Genomic DNA, 20892 nt, shown 5'->3' on the forward strand with positions numbered 1-20892 from the left:
TTTAGCGGACGAGCAGGATGGGATGGGTGGACACCTCCGCGCCGGCGGTGAGCCGCAGCACGTACATCCCGCTCGCGAGCGGTCCCTGGCGCCGGCTATCCCACACCACCTCGTGCGCGCCGGCGGGCTGCTGCCCCTGCTCGATGACGCCCAGATCCTGTCCGCTCGCCGTGTAGACCCGGAGGTCGACGTACGCCGGCTCGTCCAGGCGGTAGGTGATCGTGGTGCGATCCGCGAACGGGTTCGGGTAGTTCCCGATGCGCGCGCCGGCCGTCGGCGGAACGGGCTCCTCGACGGCCGTGCCGTCGGCATGGATGGAGACGGCGTACTGGGCGGCCCATTCGAGCGTCTCGTCCGCGCCGGTGTGGCAGCCGAGACAGGCAAAGTCGAGCGTCATGGTGTACCATCCACTTGGCCCCGGCTTGAGGAACGCGCCGTCCGCCGTGAACATCGAGTCGCGCGGACTCGCGTCGGCGCCGATGCGCCAGATGTGCGAGGCGACATCGCCCCGCGCGCCGCCGTTATCGTACGTGATCCCCACGGCCGACTTGCTCGCCGGCGCCATGTGGCAATCGACGCACGTCGTCGGCTCGGGGTGGTTCGACACGGTCGTGGTGTGGCAGTCCTGGCACATGCGCCGGATGGGGTTCAGCGGCCGGCCGTTGAAGTCCTTGCCCGCGATCTCGCTGAACCGGAGGGGGAGATGCGGTTCGTGGCAGGTCGCGCAGGTAAAAAACCCAAGCGAGCCATGGCGAGAGCCCTCCAGTTCCTGATACTGGGCGTGGTTGATCGCAAAACCGTCCGACGCCGGGATGGGGGCGTGTTTGCCCCCGTTGTTGTGGCAGTCGCCGCAGCGCTCCTGGAGCACCCGCAACTCGCCTTCGCTGGTCGAAAAGCGGCGCGTGACGTGGTCGCTACTCGGGCCGTGGCATCCCTCGCACTGGACGCCCAGTTCGGTCCAGCTGCCCAGGCTGTCGGCGGGGTTGCCGTTCCAGGAGCCGGCCTCGGTCACTCCCGTCATGTGGCACTGCGAGCACTCCACGTCGAACTTGAGCGCTTCGCCCGGGTGGTAAGGCACCCACGAGCCATCCTCCAGGTTGTACTGGGCGGACGCGTCCGTCGTGTGCTGGTAGCCGTCGGCGCGGATGTAGGTGGCCTTCCAGGCGTATCCGCCGAGGACATACGGGAAGGCGGACCAGTCGGGATTGCCGGGAGGCGGCATCAGGCCGGCGTCGTTGGTGCCGGCCGGGAAAGTCGGGTTGGATACCGTGGCGGCAAAAGGATGCGCGGTCTTGTTCGCCTCTTCCCAGATGTTGTAGCCGGCCGAGCTCAGGTCGGTCTCGGCGTGGCACGTGATGCACGCTTCGGACCCGATGAACGCCTGCGGCGCCGAGGAATACACGCGCGCCGGCTGCAGACCGAAGAACAGCAGGGCCGGAACGAGCAGGCTCAGGGTAAGACCCAGGAGGAGCGTTTTCACATCGGGCGCGAGGCTGGCGACGGGAACGATGATCGACACGCCACCCCGTTGCACAAAGGGCTATCCCCGGCCGTATGCGGAAATAGCCCCCTGTGCAACGTTCGTGGCGTACAGCTTACTTCAGCAGCACCATCTTGCCGGTCTGAGCCACCACGTCCGTGGCGCTCTTCGCGACAACCTGGTACAGGTACATGCCCGAGGCGAGCGACGACGCATCGACGTTCACCGACTGGCGGGCGCCGGCCTGGAACGACTGCGCGGCGATGGTCATCACGTTGCGGCCCAGGATGTCGTAGATGTGGACGCTGACGTCAGCCGGCGCGGCGAGGTCGAACACGACCGTCGTCTTCGGATTAAACGGGTTCGGGAAGTTGCCGTGGAGCGCGAACGCTGCAGGGACTTCACCGAATTCCTCGTTGGCGACGATGGTGCCCTGGCCACCGCCGGCAGCCAGCCATGCGGCCTTCTGCTCGGGGAACCAGTTCAGGTCGCCGATCGGGAAGCCGCCGGTGCCGCCCGTATAGGAGGCGGCCGCCATGTCGTACGAGAAGTCTTCAGGCAACGGCCAGGGGCTTCCCGGTACCGAAACGAGCGGGTCGTACTCGGCGTAGTTCGTGCCGAAGTCGCAGCCCGGATCGACCGGATCCGTCTTGCAGAAGGTGGTGTACCAGGCGGTCGCGTAGTTCACCGCGCGGTCTTCCGGCGGAGGCGCCGCGAAGCCGGGATCCTCTTCGAGGTTGTTCGCCATGGTCACGAGGCCTTCGGACATCTGCTGCACACCCAGGGGCGAAAGCAACGAGTAAATCTGGAGCGTGTCGTTGCTGTTGTAGTAGTCCTTCAGGTTGGGCGCCCAGTAAATGTTGTTGTTCGTGATCCGGACGTTGCGATCCGTCTCCGCGAAGCCGAGGCCGTCCGCCTTGAGCGAATCGAGCGGCCACAACGCACCGACGTCCGTGCGCCCGATGACCGCGCCGCCGAAGTAGTCATATTCGGTGGTGATGTCGCCGAGCGAGGCCACGTTGATCAGCTGGTTGTTGGTGAACGTCCCGTTCATGATGCGGCTTTTGTGGACGCGCGCATCGTTGCGGGAGATCGAGCCGACGTTGAACAGCGTGTTGTGGTTGAAGAAGTAGTTCTTGATGAACGCACCGCTCTCACGCGTGACCTCGGAGGTCATGTTGTAGAACGTGTTGTTCTCCAGATAGAACAGCTCGGGGTTCGTGCCGCGCGGATCGAGGAACTTGCCGTTGCCCGGGTCTGCGCCGTTGATGAGGTTGCGGACCACCGAGTTGGTGACCTTGAGCGTGACGCCCGGCGTGTTGACGCGGACGCCCAGCCAGGTAGCCACCTCGAAGATGCACTGATCGATCACGCCCGTGATCCCTTCGGTGCCGATGACGATGCCGTTGCTGTTGTCGCCGCCGGCGTCGCTCCGGTTGAGGATCCAGAGACCGCGCAGCGTGAAGTCGCCGTTCATCTGCATCTGCGGGTTGTCCGCGGTGCCGTCTTCACGGACACCCGGCTGCACCACGGGGGGCGCGCCTTCGCCATCCGCGGCGACGATCTGGAGGTGGTAACCGCCTTCGTGCCGGAGCCGGCCGTTGGTCAGGTAGCGGCCGTTCCGCTCAAGCACGTAAATGGCTTCCGGGTTGCGGCGGGTGCCGTCGGCGAGGGTATCGCCCTGGATGACGTCGTTGATGGTGCCGAAGCCCTGGGGCACCGGTACCAGTTCCTGAGCCTGGGCCTTGCCGGCGCCGAGCGTAACGCTCAGCAGCAGCAGGAACAGCCCGGCCGAGGCGATTCGAGTGAGTTTGGTAGTCATGTGCATGTGGTCGATGGTTAGGGTGAGTTGAGGTAATCGTGGTTGCGGTTTAACAAGACTGGCGCCCGCTAGTAGCGGAATCGCACGCCGAGGTCGACGGTCCACCCGTAATATTCCTGGGCGGTGGGAAAGCCCTCGATAACCTGGAAGGCACGGTCCGGTCGATCCGTGAAGTTGTTGGCGTTGAGGAACAGGCTGAGCCGCGGCGTGACCGCCTGCTTCACGGACAGGTCCCAGCGGACGTACGTGCCCGTGAACTGGTCCAGCTCCGGCACCGTCCCGACGCCGTTGAGGCTTTCGCCCTGCAGCAGCATCGACACGCGACCGGAGAACCCTTTCAGGTCGTAGCCGACGGAAAAGTTGGCGATGTTGGCCGCCTGATTGATCATGTTGCCCACGCGGAACGTGTCGACGCGGACGAAGCCGAAGCCCGACGGATTCCGCTGCAGCAGGGAGCGCGGATACTGCGTTTCGGATTCGATGCGCGTGTAGTTCACGTTAAACACGATGCCGTTGAAGGGCTTGGGCAGGAAGCTGAGGTTGGTCTGCCAGTCGACCTCATACCCCTTCACTTCGGTCGTGCCGGTGTTGTTGAACGGCTCCGTCACGGTATAGCCCCGCGTATCCGCCGGCAGATCGAGTTCCGCCGGCACGAGCACCGGCGCGTTGCGGGTGTAAATGAGGCCCTTGATATCCTTGGTGTAGCCGCCCAGGGTGAGCAGACCCAGCCGGTTGCTCTTGAAGGACAGGAAGACGTCGTAGTTGGTCGCCTCGGAAGGACGCAGCGCCGGGATGCCGCGGTTGACCGATCGGCCGTTCGTGCTGATCGTCAGGCGCGGCGAGATGTCGTAGTGGTTGGGACGCGAGATGGTCTCGGTGCGCGCCACGCGGATATCGAACCAGGAGGTCGGTTTGATACGCACGTGGATCATCGGCAGGACGTGGTGATAGCTCTGCGAGACCGTCGTGTCCAGACGCACGGCATCCGTCTGCCGGTCGTCTGCCGCACGCCCCTGCGCCGCGGTGTACTTCGTGTCGGTCTGCTCGTACCGTACGCCGGGCATCACCATGAACCAGCGGCCGATATTGAGTTCGGTCATGACGTACGCGGCGCTCAGGTCTTCGGTGTTCTGGAAGTCGTCGAACTCGCCCAGCGAGGAGCGGAAGTATTCGCCGCCGATGCGCTCGTAGGCCTGATTAATAAAGGTGAGATCGGGGGTAAAGCCGAAGGCGTACTGACCGTCCAGAAAATCCCCCGCGTCGTACCCGGTATCCAGGATGCGCTCCATGCCCAGGAAGCCCTGGCTGGCGAAGGTGAAGTCGATGTCGGGGAACGCGGCCTCGATCAGGTCCGCCCCGGGCCCGAACGTAAAGGGCATCAGCGAGCGCGATTCGTCGTTGAGGCGGTCCTTGTTGCGCAGCTTGCCGCCGGCTTTCACATAGCCGGCCATCTGCTTGCCGATGACGTACGGCACCTTGATATCCAGCTGGGCGAGCAGGTCGCGCTCGCGCAGCTTGTTCGTGCGGAAGTTGCCCGACGAGAAGGCCGTCTCGGACAGGGTATTGCGCGCCGCGGCCGGGATCAGCTCGGGGCCCTGGTCCTCGACGAGCGTCGCGGTGTCGAATCCGTTCCGTTCGTCGAACGTGAACTCGTTGTCGTACGGCGTCTCCCGGTTGGAGATGGCGCGGCTCAGGCCCCAGGTGATGAACGCCGGCCCGAGCTGGTATTCGCCGCTGATCTCGTTCGAGAGCAGGTCGGTGGTGATGTCCTGATCGCGGAGCCCGTAGCCCACGATGCGGTCCGAAATGCCGTACGACTTCCGGTGCGTCACCACGTCGCGGTCGAGCCGGCTGAAGAAGTTGGTGAATTTGATCTTGCCGTGCGGCAGCCGGTAATCGAGCAACACCGACGCCCCGTAGCGCTTCCGGGCCTCGATACGATCGTTGAGGGTGAGCGAGCTGATGTACAGCGGCGCCAGCTCTCCTTCGACGGTCGCCTGGCCTTCCCGGCGGTACGACGCGTTGAAGACGTCCGAACTCCGGTTTACATCCTCGGCATTGCCCTGGACGATCACCCCGAGCCGGTTGCCCAGGAACCGGTCGCTCACGCTGATACTACCCTTGAACTGCCCGAACTGCGTCTGCTGGTTGTTGTAGCCGCCCTGGATCCGCGCGTCGCTGTGAAAGCCCTCCGGGGCATCGGCCAGCTTGAAGTTGACCGACCCGCCGAGGTAGTCGCCGTCCTGGTCGGACGTGTGCGCCTTGGTCAGCTCGATGCCCGCGAGGAGGTCGGACGAGACCAGGCTGAGGTCGGTGCTGCGGTCGTCCGATGTCGCCGGCAGCTGCCGGCCGTTCACCGTCACGGTGTTGTACTGCGGCGCGAGCCCTCGGATGACGACCTTCTGCCCCTCGCCGGCGCTGCGTACCATGGATACGCCGGGCAGCCGGCCGACCGACTCGGCCGCGTTGGCGTCCGGCAGCTCCTGGATGCGCGCGGCGGAGACGACGTTGATGATCGTGTTCGACGCCAGCTGCGCGTTGATGGCGGCGATCTGCCCTTCCGCCTGCGCGGTGACGATGATTTCCTGCCCCTCGATCACATCGAGTTCGAGTTCGACATCCAGCTGGATCGTCTCGTTGGGCACGATCGTCGCCGGCACGCGGACGGACCGGTATCCGACATAGGAGACGATCAGCGTCTGCGGCCCATCCGGAACGCCGGTCAGCCGGTATCGGCCATCCGAATCGGTAGCGGTTCCGAGCGCCGTCCCATCGACGACCACGGTGGCGCCGGGAAGCAGCTCGCCGGTGGCCCTGTCTTTCACGACGCCTTCGACGCCCCCGTTGACGGGGCGCTCGGGGCGGTCGAAACGGAAGCCGGGCGCCGGCGCGCCGAAGGAGGGTAGTGCCAGCATCAGGCACAGGAGGGCAAAAACAACAGACTTCATTCGGGAGGGATCCGTGCTTGGTACGTTCGCGCAAATCCTGTCGGATGCCGCGAATGGTTCAAAAATCAACGTGCCGTATTTCAGGCAACCGCCCCTGGGCCTTCAACTTGCGCCCCGTAACGGCAAACCCATGCATTCCCCGGAACGCATAGGTCTCACCGGGGTGTGGCACCCGGCAAAACATACCGACGGCGGACGGTGGATGCCCATCAGGAACGAGGGCGACCGCCTATCAGCAAAAAACGGTTGGTCAACCTAGGGAAAAATGAGGTATGCAGCAAGCGAAGCCGCTTCTTTTGTAGGGGAATTTCCTTCGACCCTACAGGCCGGCCCCGGCGCGCCGGCGTCCCGGCGATGGACCGGCCCGGGAACATCCCGCCGCGCTGTTTTTACCCCATCGGTGATGCGAATGCGTGCATCGCGTTTCCTGCATCGACCACCCATCCTACGCCGCTTCCATGCCCCGCCGATCTCCCCGGATCGCCGTCCTCGGCTCCGGCTTCGCCGGCTCCCTCTGCGCCCTCATCCTGAACCGACTGGGGCACGACGTGCTGGTGATCGACCGCGCCCGGCACCCGCGGTTCGCCATCGGGGAATCGTCCACACCCACCGCCAACCTGGCGCTCCTGGCGCTATGCGACCGGTACGGGCTGCCGGCCATCCGGCCGCTCGCCAAATACGGATCCTGGCAGGCGCGGTATCCGCAGATCGCCGGCGGGCGGAAGCGCGGCTTCAGCTATTTCCAGCACACGCCCGGGCGGCCGTTCGAGCCGGACCCCGCGCACGGCAACGAACTCCTCGTCGCCGCCAGTCCGGACGACCTCCAGAGCGACACCCAGTGGTTCCGCGCCGATGTCGACGCGTTTTTTGCGGACCAGGTGCGCGAGGCCGGCATCCCGATCTGGGAGGATACCTCGCTGCTCGCCGCCACGCCTGGCGCGCGCTGGCGACTGGAGGTCGTCCGCGACGGCCGCACGGTCGACCTCGACGCCGCCTTCGTCATCGACGCCACGGGCCCCGGCGGCGCGCTCGCGCAGGCCCTGCACCTACCCGACGAGCGCGACCTCCTCCATACGCAGTCGCGCGCCCTGTACACGCACGTCGAGGGCCTGCCCACCTGGGCATCGCAGCTGGCGCGGGCCGGCGCATCGCTCCAAGACCATCCGTTCGCCTGCGACGACGCCGCCCTCCACCACCTCCTCGAGGCCGGCTGGATGTGGTGGATTCGGTTCAATAACGGACTCACCAGCGCCGGCTTCGTGCTCGACACGCGCAGCGCCCCCGCCGAATCCGACTGGGCGTCCCTCCTCGCGCCCTATCCCTCCCTAGACGCCGGCTTCGCCGAAGCCCGTCTCGCCGACCGCCCGGGCGCCGTCGTGCAGACAGGCCGGCTCCAGCGGTTGTCCGCACGCATCGCCGGGGACACCTGGGCGCTCCTCCCCCACGCCGCCGGCTTCGTCGACCCGCTCCACAGCACGGGCATCGCGCATACCCTCCTGGGCATCGAACGGCTGATGCGGATCTTCGAGCGGAGCTGGGGCCGGCCCGCCCTGCCGGCCAAGCTGGCCGGTTATGCCGCGTCGGTGCGCGAAGAGCTGCGGCATGTCGACCGCATCGTCGATGCCGGCTACGCGGCGATGGGCGACTTCCGGCTCTTCACCGCCACCACGATGCTCTATTTCGCCGCCGCCATCGCCTACGAGGAGCGCCGCATCAAGGCCGGCGTCGAGGACGACCTGCTGCTGATGGCGAACGACCCGGGGCTGCGGGGCATCGTCGCAAACTTCCACCGGAGCCTCCGGGAGGCCGGCCCGCGCGACGTGCCGGCGATCGAGGCCGCCATCGAGGCCGCCATCAGGCCCTACAACACGGCCGGCCTCTTTGCGCCGGCGGCGCCAAACATGTACGCCTATACCGCCGCGACATTCTGAGGCGCCCCGTCTCGATCGGCGTGAAGCCCGTCCTACCCGATCGGGGTCGGGGATGACGGTACGGAAAGGGAGCCACACCCTTGAACCTCGAACCTCAACCCTCGAACCTCAACCCTCGAACCTCAACCCTCGAACCTCAACCCTGGAACCGCTCCTTTACCGAACGCGGGCGAGCCGGATCGTTCGGCTGCCATCCGGTGTGTCGAGGCGCGCCAGGTACACGCCGGCGGCGAGGCCGGTGGCATCCCAGGTTGCCTCATGCCGGCCGGCCGGCAGCACGCCGTCGACGAGCCGGCTCACTTCCCGCCCGAGGATGTCGTAGATCCGGAGCGAGACCGGGCCGGCGGTCTGCAGGGTGAAGGGAATCTGCGTGCTCGCCCCGAATGGGTTCGGGTAATTCTGCGCCAGCGCGGCGGACACGGGCGCCGGCGCCGGATCCTCGACGGCGACGGGCACCGGCTCGCCGGCGGAGGCCGTGTAGAGGATCGACCCGAATTCCCCGACGATGCCAGCCCGGTCTGCATCGATCATCGAAATGCCGCGCAGGACCTGCGACGTGCGGCTGACCTGCGCACGCCAGCTCTGGCCGCCATCGACCGTGCGCAGCAGCGTCCCGAGCCGGCCGACGGCGATGCCGTTGTCGAGGTCCACGAACTGGATCCGGTAGAGCGACTGGGGCGAGCCGCTCGGCTGGGCTTCCCACGTCGCCCCGCCGTCGTCGGTGTGCAGGATCGTTCCGTTTTCGCCGGCGGCCCAGCCGTGATCCGCGTCCACGAAGGAGACGGCATGGAGCGTCCAGTTGGTCCCGTTCGACTGCGGCGTCCAGGTGGCCCCGCCGTCCGTCGTGCGGAGGATCGTCGCCTCCTGCGAGACGGTGGACCCGACGATGGTGCCCACGTTGGCATCGACGAAGTCGACCCCGTTGAGCGTCTGGATCCCCCCGCTCACCTGCTCCGCCCAGCTCGCTCCCCCGTTCGTGGTCCGCAAGATCTTGCCGCCGGTGCCCACGATCGTGCCGGTGTTCGCGTCCGTGAAGTCGACATCCTGAAACTGGATCGTGACGAGTCCGCTCGGCTGCACCGCCCAGGTCGCGCCGCCGTCCGTCGTGCGGTAGATGACGCCGCTCTGGCCGACGGCCGTGCCGGTGTTCGCATCGACGAAGGACAGGGCGAAGACGGTGCCGAGGTTAAAGCCCGTCTGGGGTGTCCACGTCGCTCCGCCGTCGGCCGTACGGAGGATTTTCCCGCCGGCGCCGGCGACGACGCCGTGCTGCGCGTCGCTCCAGTGCGTGTCGTAATAAAAATCGTACGGGCCGGCGGACAGCTCGGTCCAGCCGGCGTCCACGCTGCCGGCGTAGGCGACCGTGCCGAGCCCGCCCACGGCCATCGCCGAGCCGTCGCCGGCAAAGGCGACATCGGAGAGCGACTGCCGCCCGCAATTTTCGCCGGCCGGGATGACCCAGGTCGCGCCGCCGTCGGTCGTCCGGAGCACGTTCCCGCAGACGATGCCCAGCCCCACCGCGACGCCGTTGAGGGCGTCGGAAAACGCGATGCCCAGCACGGCGCCCGAGGTGCCGCTCGTCTGCGACGTCCACGTCGCCCCGCCGTCCGTCGTGCGGCGGATGATGCCCGTGAAGCCGGCCGTGGTGGCCGTCTGCGCGTCGATCAGGTCGATGGCGTTGAGGGTGGCCGCCGTGTTGCTCTGCTGAAACGTCCACGTCGCGCCGCCGTCCGTCGTCGCATAGATGGCGCCGCTCTGCCCGACGGCCATGCCGTGGTCCGCATCGACGAAATCGACATCGTAAAAATAGTTCGTGGTGCCGGCGGATTGCTGGGTCCAGTTCTGCCCGCCGTCCTCAGTGCGCACGATGCCGCCGTTAGAGCCCACCGCGACGGCGGTGGATGCGTCGATCATGACGACACGGGAGAAGATGTTGAAGCCCAGCCCGCTCGGGGAGCGATCGCTCCAGGACACGCCGCCGTCCTCGGTATACAACGCGGTCCCCAGATCCCCAACCGCCATGCCGTGATCGGCATCGGCGAAGTCGACACCGCGCAGCCACCTCGTCGTGCCGGATGGGACCTCCGTCCACGTCGCGCCGGCGTCGGTCGTCCGCTGGATCGTTCCGAACGCGCCGACGGCTACCGCGACTTCGTCATCGACTCGATCCACCGCGAGGAGGTCGCTCCCCTGGGGATTGGGGTTGAGCCACTGCCAGCCGTACTGGGCCTGGACACGTGAGGGAAAGGCAAAAAAAGACAGGCAAACCAGCACACAAAGGGTCTTCATGACACGCACCGGCCACGTTAAAAAAACCATCCAGAAACGTAACAACAGCGTTGCCGGCGCCTCCGGGGTACGAGGCGATCGACAACTGACCTGTTATGTACGATAGCCGGCGTTTCGCGCCAATAGGCCGCGCCGGCGCGACGGGATTTTTTTGTGCCGAGCGCCGGACCCTGCGCCGCGACGCATCGACCGGATGGCCTTATTTCAGGTCGTCGTACCCGATGAGCTGGATTCCTCTACGCTGGATCGTTTCGCGGATGCGCGGATCGGTAAACAGGTCGGTGACGCCCTGGCGGTCGATGGCCACATCATCGTAGCCGATGTGGTGGATGGCGCGCAGTTCGGGCGTGTCGAGACCCGGGTGATCCACGAACAGATAGGTTTTGCCGGCTTCGAGTCCCTCGAGCATCGCCGTGAAGCCGGCGATCTTTTCGTCGAACGTTTTGTGAGGGCCCACGTAACTCGCCCGCTCGACACCCATGTCTTCCGGGAAGATGGCGATGCCGTATTCCGCGCAGATCCGCCGGACCATCGCCGCCACATCCTCCCGGATGCCGGTGCTGCCCATGTGCCCGGACACGTGGCTGACGCCGGGAATGTGCCGCATCGCCGTCTCGATCTGAGCCCGGAATTCCTGCTCCAGCTCCTCAATACTCCACTCGTTTTCCGTCAGGGCGCCGCCCGGGTAATTTTTATTGGGATAGATCATGGGGCGGAAGTACCCGTCCGCGTCGCGCAGGCCGGGCGCCGCGGTCATCGGGCGCCATTTCATGTTGTCCCATTCGCTCGTGATGGCGAGATGGACGCCCACGTCGAGGTCGGGATGATCGGCCAGCATCCGGACCGCCTCCGGAAACCAGGGCGACGGCACGATGACCTCCACGGACGTCATGATCCCATCCGTGTAGCTCTTGACGATCGCCTCGTTGCCGGCGTGGGCGTAGCCCATGTCGTCGCCGCGGACGATGAGGCGCGGCGCCGGCTGGGCGCAGGCGATGTCGGCCAGAAAAATCAGGAGGATAAGGAGCGCGCGGGACATCGGTTTGGGGATCAGGGTGGGGTCATGGTGAAGCGGGCCCACTTGCCTGCGGCGTCGGCGCAACGGCCGTCGAAACCGGATGCGGGCGCGCCGGCGAGCGCGCACTGCAGGGGCACGTCCGCTTCGGGCTCATTAAATCCAAAATACAGCGTATCCGGGGCGAGGCGGACGTCGTGCGCCGGCAGCAGGCCGCCATCGGGGCCTACGATGGCGATGCGCAGCGCGCCACCCTCGTAGCGGATGTCGTACGCGATGGGGCTGGGCCGGTCGGGATGGTTCGCCGGCGTGACCTCGCCCGTCCACCGCCCTTCCGGGAGCCGCTCTGCGGCGCAGCCGGCGGCCACGATCCACACCACGAGCGCAGCGCGCGCCCTCATCGCCCCCGCCTCCGCTGGGCCTGCCGGGCCCAGTAGGTGAACGGTTGTTGATGCAAGGCCACATCGATTTCAGCTGTGTAGGCCTGCAGGCGTTCCTGGACGTCGGCTACCGCCTGGTTGTAGATGCACGGGCCGATATCTTCCAGAAAAAAGTTCAGCAGCGCATCGGCGGCGAGGCTGCCGATCGGTTCGGGAAAGTTGTCCCGGGCATAGGTCATGATGGAAGCGATTGCTTCCTCGCGCTGTTCGCGCGGCAATTCGATGGCCATGGGCGCTCGTTCAGTGTTCAGGGGCCGCCAGCGGCGCGTGGGGCCGGCCGGCGCGGTAGTGATGCCAGCCCAGCAGGGCCACGCCGCCCAGGATGAGCATGTCCGCCACGTTAAAGACGGCGGTATTAAAAAATCCCAGCTTGAGCATCATGAAATCGACGACGCCGTGCTCCCGCAGGAGCCGATCGAGCAGGTTGCTCACGCCGCCGCCCAGGATAATGCTATACCCGAGCAGCGCCACGGGCGACGCCGGCGTCTTGATCAGCACGCCCACCAGCACGCCGAGCAACAGGATGCCGGCGAGCACGACGGTAAGCAGAAACCGGCCGGTGTCCGACCATTCCGCCCCGATGCTCATCGCGATGCCCGGGTTCTGCGTGTAGAACAGCCGCACGGTATCGCCCAGCAAGGACACCATCGGCTGATGCTGCAGCTGCTCGCGCGCCATGTATTTCGTCGCCTGGTCACAGCCGACCGAGGTGGTCAGCACGACGGCGATGAGCAGGTAGCGGGTCCATCTGGATTGAAGCATCGGTGCAATTCGAATGGGGGCCGGAGAGACACGATGGATCGTGTCCCTACTCGAAGGCTTTTCGCAGGAGCGAGAGGCTCTTTGGAATCGCGGTCGACTCGTGTTCGTTCCCCTCGAACTCCAGGGACACGTAGCCGGCGTAGCCGTGATTCTTCAGCATGCGGGCAATGCGCATGTAATCCAGTTCGAGCGAGTACCATTTGCCCCCGCCGAAATACGTCTTGGCCTGCACCAGGGCGGTGTAGGGCGCGAGCATTTCGAGCTTGTCGTACGGATCCTCCAGGAAATTCCCGGTATCCATCGTGACCTGGAGCCACGGCGAGTCGATGGCCTTCACGATGCGCAGGACGCCTTCCGGCGTGCGCCCGAGGCCCCAGTGGTTTTCCAGCCCGAGCACGACGCCGCACGTCTCCGCCGTCGGCAGACATTTCTCGATCGCCTCGATCACCCAGCTGAATCCATCCTCTTCGGTGTATCCTTCCAGCGCCGGCTCGATGCCCCGGTTGGCCATCAGCGCGTCGAACGAGGCCGACGTCCCCCATCGGCCCGTGTTGAGCCGCATCGTCGGGATGCCCAGCTTGTAGGCCAGCTCGATCTGATGGATGGTTTTGTTCACCTCATCCTGCCGTTTCACGGGATCCGGGTACAGAAAGCCCTGGTGCGTGGAAAATCCCATCAGATCGATCCCGTGCGAAAAGGCGCGGCGCTTGATGTTCTGGAGGTAGCGGTTTTCCTCCGAGGCCATCTGCATGAGGAGGAGTTCGACGCCGTCGAAGCCCATCTCGGCCGCCTGGTCAATGCAGGTCTCGATCGGGTAGTCTTCCCTGGGGCCGTTGAAGCGCCAGAAGGAGTAGGTAGAGACGCCGAAGCGCGTCGGTCGGGACTCGGCGGGAGCCTGCGGCGTGAGCGGGGCGACGGCGGCGGCGCCGGCGAGCGCGGCGGTATGGAGGAACTGGCGACGGGAAGACATAGCGGGGTGAGTGAAATGTGAAAAGTGAAAAAAGCAAAGTAAGCCATAATCGCGCATCGATCCATCCAGCCGCCGGCCTCACCAGGACAATCGCATTCTCGCCGTAGCCGTGCGAAGCGTATGGGAGTTTGGGTGCATGGGGGCATTTTTTATCGCCCCCCCCATACCCCCATACTCCCATACCGGGATGCGATTGCCCTGCCGGCCTCACACGTCGACGCGGTAATCGAGCATGTGCTCGTCGCCCGGCCGGCCGCGAAAGCCCCAGTTGTGTTTCGGCGTTTCAAAGATGGTCATCTCCAGATCCATCGGCTCGATGCCGCAATCGGCCTGGACCCGCTCGAAGAGCAGCCGGATGAGGTGTTTTTTCGCCTCGACGCTGCGCCCCTCGAACAGGCTGATCTCGAGGATCGTGTAGCGGTCCGTGCGGCCGGCGGGATAATAAAATTCATCGGGCTCCAGCGGAAAGAACCGGTGCGCCCGCTTGTCGACGGGGTAGGCGAGCGCCTCGACGACGCACGCGTGGATGGCATCGGACAACGCGGCCTTGATGGGGGCGAGGCGCTCGCGCACGCCGAAGATCTTGATCTGGGCCATGAGGTGGCTGGGATGATTCGAGGCCCGGGACAGACGGGCTCGTCACTGTTCGAGGAACGATAACACGGCCTGATTATACGCCGGCGTGTTGTCTTCGTGCATGATGTGGGACGAAAACGGGATGCTGGCGCGCCGCGTATGCGGCAGGACCTCGCTCAGTTCGTCGAGCAAACAGGCGAACACGTTCGGACTCCGGCTGGCGCCCACCAGCAGCGCCGGCGCCCGCACGCTGCGCACCGCGTCGACGGGCAGGCGCGGCATAAAGCCGGGGCTGAGCAGCTCCTCCCGGATCAGGTTGTCTTTCACCTGCTGGAGGCGTTCCGGCGACAGGGCGCGAAAGGCTTCCTCCCCGAGGATCGCAGTGCCGGTCAGCCGCAGGACGGCCTCCATGTCGCCCCGCCGGCTCGCGGCAGTCGCCGGCCCGAGCCCGAACGCGCCGAGTTTAAAGATGCCGGCGGCCGTGCGCGGGCTTTTGATGGCGAGCCGCAGCAGTTCGATCGGGTTCGGGGGGACGCCCACGAGCATGCCGAGCACCGGCGGCTCGGCGAGCACGATGGAGCGCACCAGGTCCGGGGATCGCGCCGCGAGCATCAGGCAGATCACCCCGCCGTACGAGTGACCTACCAGATGGGCCGGCGCGGCATCGAGCGCGCGCAGCACAGCCTCCAGATCCTCGATGTGTTGCCGCAAGGTGTAATCGCCCCCTTCGGCGATCGGGGCGTTGGGCCAGTGGTATCGCCGGCTGTAGGCGATGGCGCGGTAGCGCGACGCGAAGAAGGCCAGTTGCCCGCCCCAGGTCCGCATGTCGCCGGCCGATCCATGGACAAAAACGATCGGGTCGCCGGCGCCGCGTTCGGCGTAGTGCAAGGAGGCGCCTGAAATGGAGAGCGTTTCCATGGGATCGTCGCGTCGTCCGCCGGGGGTGGCCGGCGGGTGAAACAAACAAGGCGGCTGTAATATCGGGAAAACCCACCAGAATCGCGCGTGGGCATCCACAGGATATCGCGGCGGCGAAACGCCGTCAGGTCAGCACGAGAACCAGGCGATGGTTCTTGATGAATCGAAAAGCGTCTTCAGGCACGACGACCAGGTCCACCTCGGCCGTCTGAACGTCGGGCACGCCGGCGCTTCCGTCATCCCACACATCCACACAATCCACCCGGTGTCCGCCGGCGAGCAGGTCGCGCGCGATGGCGACGAACTGCCGCGTCGCTTCGATGTCGTCGGGCTCTTCCGGGTACCAGTCTTCCGGCGGCCCGAAGCCCAGCTCCGGACTCTCCAGGTGGCGAAAACCGCAGCTGCATGCCGAGCGGGAAGCAAGGCGCCAGGCGTGCGGGAAGGCGAGCGCCTCGCGCTCGAACGCCTCCGGCACATCCTTGCAAAACTGCATGAGCCCGGTGTTACGGATGGCAAGATCCTCGTCGGACGTGGTGCTCAGGTACACGGCATAACACATGGCGGCATCCTCGAAAAGCAGGTCCCTTACGTCGCGGCTGCGCGCAGACGCTGCGTGATCTGGCTGCGGTGCAGGCGCAGGTGCACCTCCAGCAAGCGCAGGGCCTGCGGAAGCGTGATGGGGCCGGAGACCGGGTGCACAAAAACCGGGCGAGACCGCTCGTTGGGCGCGATCTTTTCGACATAGGCGCGCAACAGGCCGTGCCGGCGCTCCCAATCTGCCCGGAGCTGCGCCAGCGTCCGCTCGCCGCGCGGGCTCATGGCGCGGGATGGGACCCGAACCGGGATCCGGAAGGCCAGGACGAGGAGCACGAGCAGATAGGATATCCGATTCCGGACCGTCCTGGGGCGGGCTTCGAGCGTCTCCGGGCGGTCGATGCCGGCCAGCACCTCCTCTTCGGCCAGCACGAGGTGCTCGACGATCTCGAGGACCGACCACACGCCGGGCGCCGGGGAGACACACAGCGTGTCGGGCGGGCGCCGGCTCAGGTCGTCGAGCAGTTCCGCCCGGATGCGCTCGATGCGGCGCAAGCGTCGGTTCATGCGGTTGGGGTTGCCGTGTTCAGACGGAGAAACGTTATTCCAGCGCCGCGAGCACGCCGGCCACAAAGGCGTCCATCGCCGCGCCCTCGATCCAGCGGGCGACCACGACGAGGTCGTTCTCCGGGTCGCAGTAGATCATGTTCGTGCCGGCTCCGATATGCACCCAGGCCGAAGCCGGCGCGCTCGGCAGCCGCTGGAGGTCGGCGTTGAGAAAGAAGTTCATGAAGCCGTACCCCGACTCGGATTCGGTGGGGGTCGTGGCGCGTTCCCACCAGGCTTCCGGGAGGATCTCCCGGTCGCCCCAGCGGTAGCGCCGAAGCGTCAGGAGCCCGAAGCGGGCCTGATCATACGCGTTGATAAACATCCCGCCGCCCCAGTGGCTTCCGCCGCTCGGCACCTGCACGTTCAGCCCGTCCAGCAGGATCCAGGAATTTTCGTAGCCATGCCACTGCCAGGTGCCGGAGGCGCCGATGGGGCGCATCACGCGGTCGAGCAGCACCTGCTGGAGTGGCCGGCGGTGCACCAGCGTGGCGGCGAGGGCGAGCAGGTTGACGCGCGTGTCGTTGTATTCGTAGCGCGTCCCCGGCGGAGGCCGGTCGGCGCCGCGCCATGCGTCCGGATCGCTGGCGGGGCGGTCCGACCAGTCGGGCTTGCCCCACAGCGTGCCTTCCCAGTCGCTGACCTGGCGCAGCATGTGATTCCAGGTGATGAGGCGGTTGTGTTCCGATGAAAAAAGATAGACCGGCCGGCGCGCCCCGAACCCGGTGCCCGATTCCATGCCCGGTTCGCCGTCGCCCGGCGGGAGCAGGAGGGGCGGCAGGTAGGGCCCGACGGGGTCGTCGATGTCCCGTATCAGCCCATCGGCCCAGGCGAGCCCCACCACGGTGGACAGAAAGCTCTTGGCGACGCTGAACGTGAGGTCGACCCGTTCCGGCTCGCCCCATTCGGCGACGATGTACCCGTGCCGGATGACGATGCCCGTCTGCGGACCACGCTCCTTGAACGGCCCGATCGCTTCGCCGAAAGGCTCACGGGCGAAGGTGCGGTAGTGGGCCTCGAGCAGGTCGCGCGGGGCGGTCGACTCCGCCTCCCGCGCCAGGGCGATGGCCGCCTCAAGCCGCGCCGCGTTCATCCCGACGGCCGCCGGCGCGCGGTGCTCCCAGGCGCCTGCCGGCGGGACGTAGTCCTGCGCGCGGACCGCACCAGAAAAGACCGTCAGGAAACCCAGTACCAGGATGAGTCGCATGAGTGAGCGGGATACGTTCGACATGATCGGATCAGGTTGCGGAGCGGCAACGCCCGCAATATACGCCCCGTAGATCGGGTTAGCCGGCATAATCCGATATGCCGGCGTAACCCGACACACCATGCGAGATCCGCGTCACCTCACGGCATCAGCCAACCGCGTATCTCCGCAAACCCGGCGGCCACGTGGGCGACGCCGGTGGCGCGCAGCGCCTCGGCGCTCGAGGTGGTCGTGATGGCAATGACCTGGCAGCCGGCGTCGAGGGCGGATCGCACCCCGTTTACCGAGTCCTCGAAGACGAGGCATCGGGCCGGCTCGACACCGAGCCGCTCGGCTGTCACGAGGTACGGCTCCGGATCCGGCTTGTGCCGCGTGATGTCGTCCGCCGTGATCACGACCTCGAAATACGCGTCCAGCCTGAATTTATCAAACGCCAGCCGCTGGTTCGGCCGGCCGGCGGACGTCGCCAGCGCCAGCCGGTGGCTCCGCGACAGGGTGTCGATGAAGGGGAGGACATCCGGTATCGGATTCAGCTCGTCGATGATGGACGCGTACAGCGCGCGCCGCTCTTCGAGCAGGGCGTCCTCGTCGAGCGGCCCCGGGGCGTGGTTGGCGATCATATAGCGCACGATCTGCCGATCCGTCCGCCCCTTGAACTGCTCGAAGAGGTCCGGAGGGATCGTCATGCCGTGCGCGGAGAAAACCATCGTCGCCGTCCGTTCGTGCAGCGGCTCCGAGTCGATGATCACACCGTCCATATCGAAGATGACGGCGTCCAGGTCGGCGAGGCGAGGTACGGGCATACGGATGGTTGCAGGTTGCGGGTTGACGGTTCGTGGCTATGTTGCCTGAACCTTGCACGTAGTTGGATATACGGCTCAGGCGCCGGCGAGGCGACTGCGGACCGAGAGGGTCAGCAGAAGGCCCGTGACGAGCAGCGTACCCAGCAGGACGAGGAAGGCGGGCCAGCCGGCGTGGACGAACACGAGGCCGGGCAGATACGACCCGGCCGCGCCGCCGATGTAATAAATCGCGATGTACATCCCGTTGACCGTGGCCGGATCGATCCCGGTGCCGTCGCTCACCGATGCGGCGATTACGGCGTGCATCAGGAAAAACCCCGAGGTAATCATCGTGACAGCCACAAACAGCGCCGCCACGGCCGGCAACGAAGCGATCAACGCGCCGGCGACCATGACGAGGAGGCTGGTCACGACCGTCGGCCAGACGCCGCCAAGCCATTCGGAGACGCGCGGGGCATTGCTGGAAATGACGAGGCCGACCAGAAACCCCAGATAATACAGCGAGATGCGCCCTTCGCCGATCGAATGATCGAGGGATTCCAGCCGGAACGGCATGTAATTGAGGATACCCGTCATGGCGAAAAAGCCGGCGAAGACGATCCCGTACATCCGCAGCAGCCTCGGGTGCCGCAGCGTATCCAGGTATCCGTGCAGGGAGCCGCGCCGCGGAAGGTCCAGGTTTCTCGCCGGCTCCGCCGGCAGCCGGCTCGTGAGCAGGCCGACCAGCACGGTCACCGTCCCGAGCAGCACGAAATACGCCGGCCACGCAATGGCCTGGGAGATGTAGCCGGCGACGATCCGCCCGCACAGACCGCCCGCGACGGACGAGGCCACATAATACCCCATCGTCTGCCGGACATGGGTCGACACGAGGGTGATATACGTCATGGTCGCGGCCAGCAACCCGGAGATGAGCAACCCTTCGACGAGGCGGATGAGCTTCAGCACCCAGAAGGCCGCGCCGGTCGCAAAGACGAGTTCACTGAGCCCGAGCAGCAGCAGGCAAAGCCGCAGCAGCCGGCGCGGCGCCATGTGCTGCATCGCCCACCCGGAAATCAGCGGCCCCACGCTCATCGCGATCAAGCTCCACGTGATCAGCGAGGCCGACGCGGTCTCCGAGACCTGAAACGCCCTCCCGAGCAGAGGCAGTAACGGCTGAATGCCATACAGCGCCCCCATGGCCACGAAGGTCCCAGAAATCACCAGAAACGTAAGGACACGCGGCATGCCGTACCCGACCGTGAACGAAGTGCTGAACGGCTCCCAAGGTACGCACGCCCGCCCCGGAGCGTTGAGAAGATGGCGTAAAATGGTTTAAGGTTTGAAGATCAAGGTTTAAGGGACTTGAAGGCCTTTCCCTTGAACCTTCATCCTCAAACACAAAAAACCATCCCCTCAACGGGAGGGACGCTTTTTGAAGGTCCAGCCATGGAGCGCCGAGAAGATGGCGTAAAATGGTCTAAGGTCTGAAGATCAAGGTTTAAGGGGCATGACGGGCTTTCCCTTAGAACCTTCATCCTCAAACCTCAAACACAAAAAACCATCCCCCCCAACAGGAGGGATGCTTTTTGAAGGTCCAGCCATGGAGCGCTGAGAAGATGGCGTAAAATGGTTTAAGGTCTGAAGATCAAGGTTTAAGGGACATGACGGCCTTCCCTTAAACCTTGATCCTCAAACCTTAGACACAAAAAAGCATCCCCCCACAGGAGGGATGCTTTTTGAAGGTCCAGCCACGGAGCGGCCCTCTGGCATTGTCTGACTTACCGCCGATCGACTAATTGGGAGAAGCGTAACCCTGAACTCACACTATAACCCGAACGATCGCGATACTAAAAGTCTGCAGTGACAGAGCGTGAGGACCGCTCCATGGCTGAAGCTACGCGCCAGAGAACATCTTCATTTGTGAGTTTCTCGTACCGCAGCACAACCATCCCGGAAATCGGAGGTTTCTGCACCGTCAATTCACACGAAGTGCACCGGACGCCGTATCGCCACACCTCCCTCCCGAGGACAGCACAAAACAGGTGGCCCGAAACGCAAAGCGGCTTCCAAACCTGTCAACCCGCAACCTGCCAACCTGCAACCTTTCCGCCCTTCATCGCCCGAAGAGCGCTTCGAGGTCCCGATCGAAGGCCGGCAGGTCGTCGTCGGACACGGCGTCGCGGAAGCTCTGGAAGTCCAGATCGTCCATATCGTACTGCACCTGCTCGTCCAGCCACTCCTGCTCGATCAGGCTCATCAACGACACCCCGTACTCCTGCTCGAAATAGCGCAGGAGATGCATGCCGGCAGCGCCCTCTTCGGCCGCCTCGTAACCTACCTGATCCAGAAATTCCTTAATTTTGTCGTTCATCGTCGCGCTGCGTTGGTTTCGGGTAGTATCGGAACCACGGGCTCTCTTCTAAACCGCAATGGCTGCCCGTTGGAATGACTGTCCGTTGAGTCGCAGCATGATCCATCGCGCCTGCATTAACGGCTTACTCGTACGAGCGGCGCGCCACGATCGGCCCCTCCTGGGCGAATGCCGCGACGTCGACGCACGCTGCGTTCGCCGCAGGGCGCCGATCCGGGTCCCTGAACCTGCAACCTGG

18 protein-coding genes are annotated in these 20892 nt (G+C 65.5%); 1 reads left to right on the forward strand and 17 read right to left on the reverse strand.

The annotated features are described in order from the left end of the window. Position 1: 1 nt before the first annotated feature. From R2834_11460 to R2834_11470, 3 genes are all read right to left on the reverse strand, one after another. A complete protein-coding gene (locus R2834_11460) occupies positions 2-1519 on the reverse strand; it encodes a T9SS type A sorting domain-containing protein (protein ID MEZ4700940.1) in 1518 nt (505 codons plus the stop codon). A gap of 76 nt (positions 1520-1595) precedes the next feature. Then, on the reverse strand, positions 1596-3302 hold the full coding sequence (locus R2834_11465) for a T9SS type A sorting domain-containing protein (protein ID MEZ4700941.1): 1707 nt from the start codon (positions 3300-3302) through the stop codon (positions 1596-1598). 68 nt (positions 3303-3370) lie between these two features. Next, a complete protein-coding gene (locus tag R2834_11470) occupies positions 3371-6217 on the reverse strand; it encodes a TonB-dependent receptor (GenBank protein MEZ4700942.1) in 2847 nt (948 codons plus the stop codon). Between the two features lie 491 nt (positions 6218-6708). On the opposite strand from R2834_11470, the gene R2834_11475 reads away from it, so the two are divergent. Then, positions 6709-8181, forward strand: coding sequence for a tryptophan 7-halogenase (locus tag R2834_11475; protein MEZ4700943.1), 1473 nt, complete (start codon positions 6709-6711; stop codon positions 8179-8181). A 156-nt stretch (positions 8182-8337) separates the two neighbouring features. On the opposite strand, the gene R2834_11480 is transcribed toward R2834_11475, so the two are convergent. The 14 genes from R2834_11480 to R2834_11545 all read right to left on the reverse strand — a co-directional run bounded on the left by R2834_11480 (position 8338) and on the right by R2834_11545 (position 20654). After that, the gene (locus R2834_11480) at positions 8338-10470 is read right to left on the reverse strand and encodes a YCF48-related protein (protein ID MEZ4700944.1); all 2133 of its coding nucleotides are present in this window, start codon (positions 10468-10470) and stop codon (positions 8338-8340) included. Between the two features lie 199 nt (positions 10471-10669). Next, complete coding sequence (locus R2834_11485; protein MEZ4700945.1) at positions 10670-11509, reverse strand: polysaccharide deacetylase family protein; 840 nt, start codon at positions 11507-11509, stop codon at positions 10670-10672. Between the two features lie 11 nt (positions 11510-11520). Continuing rightward, positions 11521-11886, reverse strand: a complete 366-nt coding sequence (locus R2834_11490) for a hypothetical protein (protein MEZ4700946.1) — start codon at positions 11884-11886, stop codon at positions 11521-11523. After that, complete coding sequence (locus tag R2834_11495; protein MEZ4700947.1) at positions 11883-12155, reverse strand: DUF2164 domain-containing protein; 273 nt, start codon at positions 12153-12155, stop codon at positions 11883-11885. The genes R2834_11490 and R2834_11495 overlap by 4 nt, the downstream gene beginning before the upstream one ends. A 10-nt stretch (positions 12156-12165) precedes the next feature. Then, on the reverse strand, positions 12166-12687 hold the full coding sequence (gene lspA, locus R2834_11500; GenBank protein ID MEZ4700948.1) for a signal peptidase II: 522 nt from the start codon (positions 12685-12687) through the stop codon (positions 12166-12168). Positions 12688-12733: 46 nt separating this feature from the next. Beyond that, positions 12734-13657, reverse strand: coding sequence for a sugar phosphate isomerase/epimerase family protein (locus R2834_11505; GenBank protein MEZ4700949.1), 924 nt, complete (start codon positions 13655-13657; stop codon positions 12734-12736). Positions 13658-13864: 207 nt separating this feature from the next. Further along, positions 13865-14254 (reverse strand): tautomerase family protein, encoded by a 390-nt coding sequence (locus R2834_11510; GenBank protein ID MEZ4700950.1) that lies wholly within the window; start codon positions 14252-14254, stop codon positions 13865-13867. Between the two features lie 42 nt (positions 14255-14296). After that, positions 14297-15151: an alpha/beta hydrolase gene (locus tag R2834_11515; GenBank protein MEZ4700951.1), complete on the reverse strand. Its 855-nt coding sequence runs from the start codon at positions 15149-15151 to the stop codon at positions 14297-14299. 124 nt (positions 15152-15275) lie between these two features. Next, positions 15276-15710 carry a hypothetical protein gene (locus tag R2834_11520; protein MEZ4700952.1) on the reverse strand — a complete coding sequence of 145 codons (435 nt, stop codon included), beginning with the start codon at positions 15708-15710 and terminating at the stop codon, positions 15276-15278. A gap of 26 nt (positions 15711-15736) precedes the next feature. Next, positions 15737-16252, reverse strand: coding sequence for a DinB family protein (locus R2834_11525; GenBank protein MEZ4700953.1), 516 nt, complete (start codon positions 16250-16252; stop codon positions 15737-15739). Positions 16253-16286: 34 nt separating this feature from the next. Further along, complete coding sequence (locus R2834_11530; protein MEZ4700954.1) at positions 16287-17498, reverse strand: serine hydrolase; 1212 nt, start codon at positions 17496-17498, stop codon at positions 16287-16289. Between the two features lie 140 nt (positions 17499-17638). After that, complete coding sequence (locus R2834_11535; GenBank protein ID MEZ4700955.1) at positions 17639-18301, reverse strand: HAD family phosphatase; 663 nt, start codon at positions 18299-18301, stop codon at positions 17639-17641. Positions 18302-18376: 75 nt separating this feature from the next. Then, positions 18377-19528: an MFS transporter gene (locus R2834_11540; protein MEZ4700956.1), complete on the reverse strand. Its 1152-nt coding sequence runs from the start codon at positions 19526-19528 to the stop codon at positions 18377-18379. An 868-nt stretch (positions 19529-20396) separates the two neighbouring features. Next, positions 20397-20654, reverse strand: coding sequence for a hypothetical protein (locus R2834_11545; GenBank protein ID MEZ4700957.1), 258 nt, complete (start codon positions 20652-20654; stop codon positions 20397-20399). Positions 20655-20892: the final 238 nt, after the last annotated feature.

It is taken from the genome of Rhodothermales bacterium (assembly GCA_041391505.1).
In the GTDB taxonomy this organism is placed as follows: Bacteria; Bacteroidota; Rhodothermia; order Rhodothermales; family JAHQVL01; genus JAWKNW01.

Coding starts and splice junctions, on each gene's coding strand:
- R2834_11490 (MEZ4700946.1), bottom strand. CDS start 11,886: ATGAGGGCGCGCGCTGCGCTCGTGGTGTGGATCGTGGCCGCCGGCTGC.
- R2834_11540 (MEZ4700956.1), bottom strand. CDS start 19,528: ATGCCGCGTGTCCTTACGTTTCTGGTGATTTCTGGGACCTTCGTGGCC.
- R2834_11485 (MEZ4700945.1), bottom strand. CDS start 11,509: ATGTCCCGCGCGCTCCTTATCCTCCTGATTTTTCTGGCCGACATCGCC.
- R2834_11545 (MEZ4700957.1), bottom strand. CDS start 20,654: ATGAACGACAAAATTAAGGAATTTCTGGATCAGGTAGGTTACGAGGCG.
- R2834_11515 (MEZ4700951.1), bottom strand. CDS start 15,151: ATGGAAACGCTCTCCATTTCAGGCGCCTCCTTGCACTACGCCGAACGC.
- R2834_11505 (MEZ4700949.1), bottom strand. CDS start 13,657: ATGTCTTCCCGTCGCCAGTTCCTCCATACCGCCGCGCTCGCCGGCGCC.
- R2834_11495 (MEZ4700947.1), bottom strand. CDS start 12,155: ATGGCCATCGAATTGCCGCGCGAACAGCGCGAGGAAGCAATCGCTTCC.
- R2834_11475 (MEZ4700943.1), top strand. CDS start 6,709: ATGCCCCGCCGATCTCCCCGGATCGCCGTCCTCGGCTCCGGCTTCGCC.
- R2834_11465 (MEZ4700941.1), bottom strand. CDS start 3,302: ATGACTACCAAACTCACTCGAATCGCCTCGGCCGGGCTGTTCCTGCTG.
- R2834_11480 (MEZ4700944.1), bottom strand. CDS start 10,470: ATGAAGACCCTTTGTGTGCTGGTTTGCCTGTCTTTTTTTGCCTTTCCC.
- R2834_11470 (MEZ4700942.1), bottom strand. CDS start 6,217: ATGCTGGCACTACCCTCCTTCGGCGCGCCGGCGCCCGGCTTCCGTTTC.
- R2834_11530 (MEZ4700954.1), bottom strand. CDS start 17,498: ATGCGACTCATCCTGGTACTGGGTTTCCTGACGGTCTTTTCTGGTGCG.
- R2834_11520 (MEZ4700952.1), bottom strand. CDS start 15,710: ATGTGTTATGCCGTGTACCTGAGCACCACGTCCGACGAGGATCTTGCC.
- R2834_11510 (MEZ4700950.1), bottom strand. CDS start 14,254: ATGGCCCAGATCAAGATCTTCGGCGTGCGCGAGCGCCTCGCCCCCATC.
- lspA (MEZ4700948.1), bottom strand. CDS start 12,687: ATGCTTCAATCCAGATGGACCCGCTACCTGCTCATCGCCGTCGTGCTG.
- R2834_11525 (MEZ4700953.1), bottom strand. CDS start 16,252: ATGAACCGACGCTTGCGCCGCATCGAGCGCATCCGGGCGGAACTGCTC.
- R2834_11535 (MEZ4700955.1), bottom strand. CDS start 18,301: ATGCCCGTACCTCGCCTCGCCGACCTGGACGCCGTCATCTTCGATATG.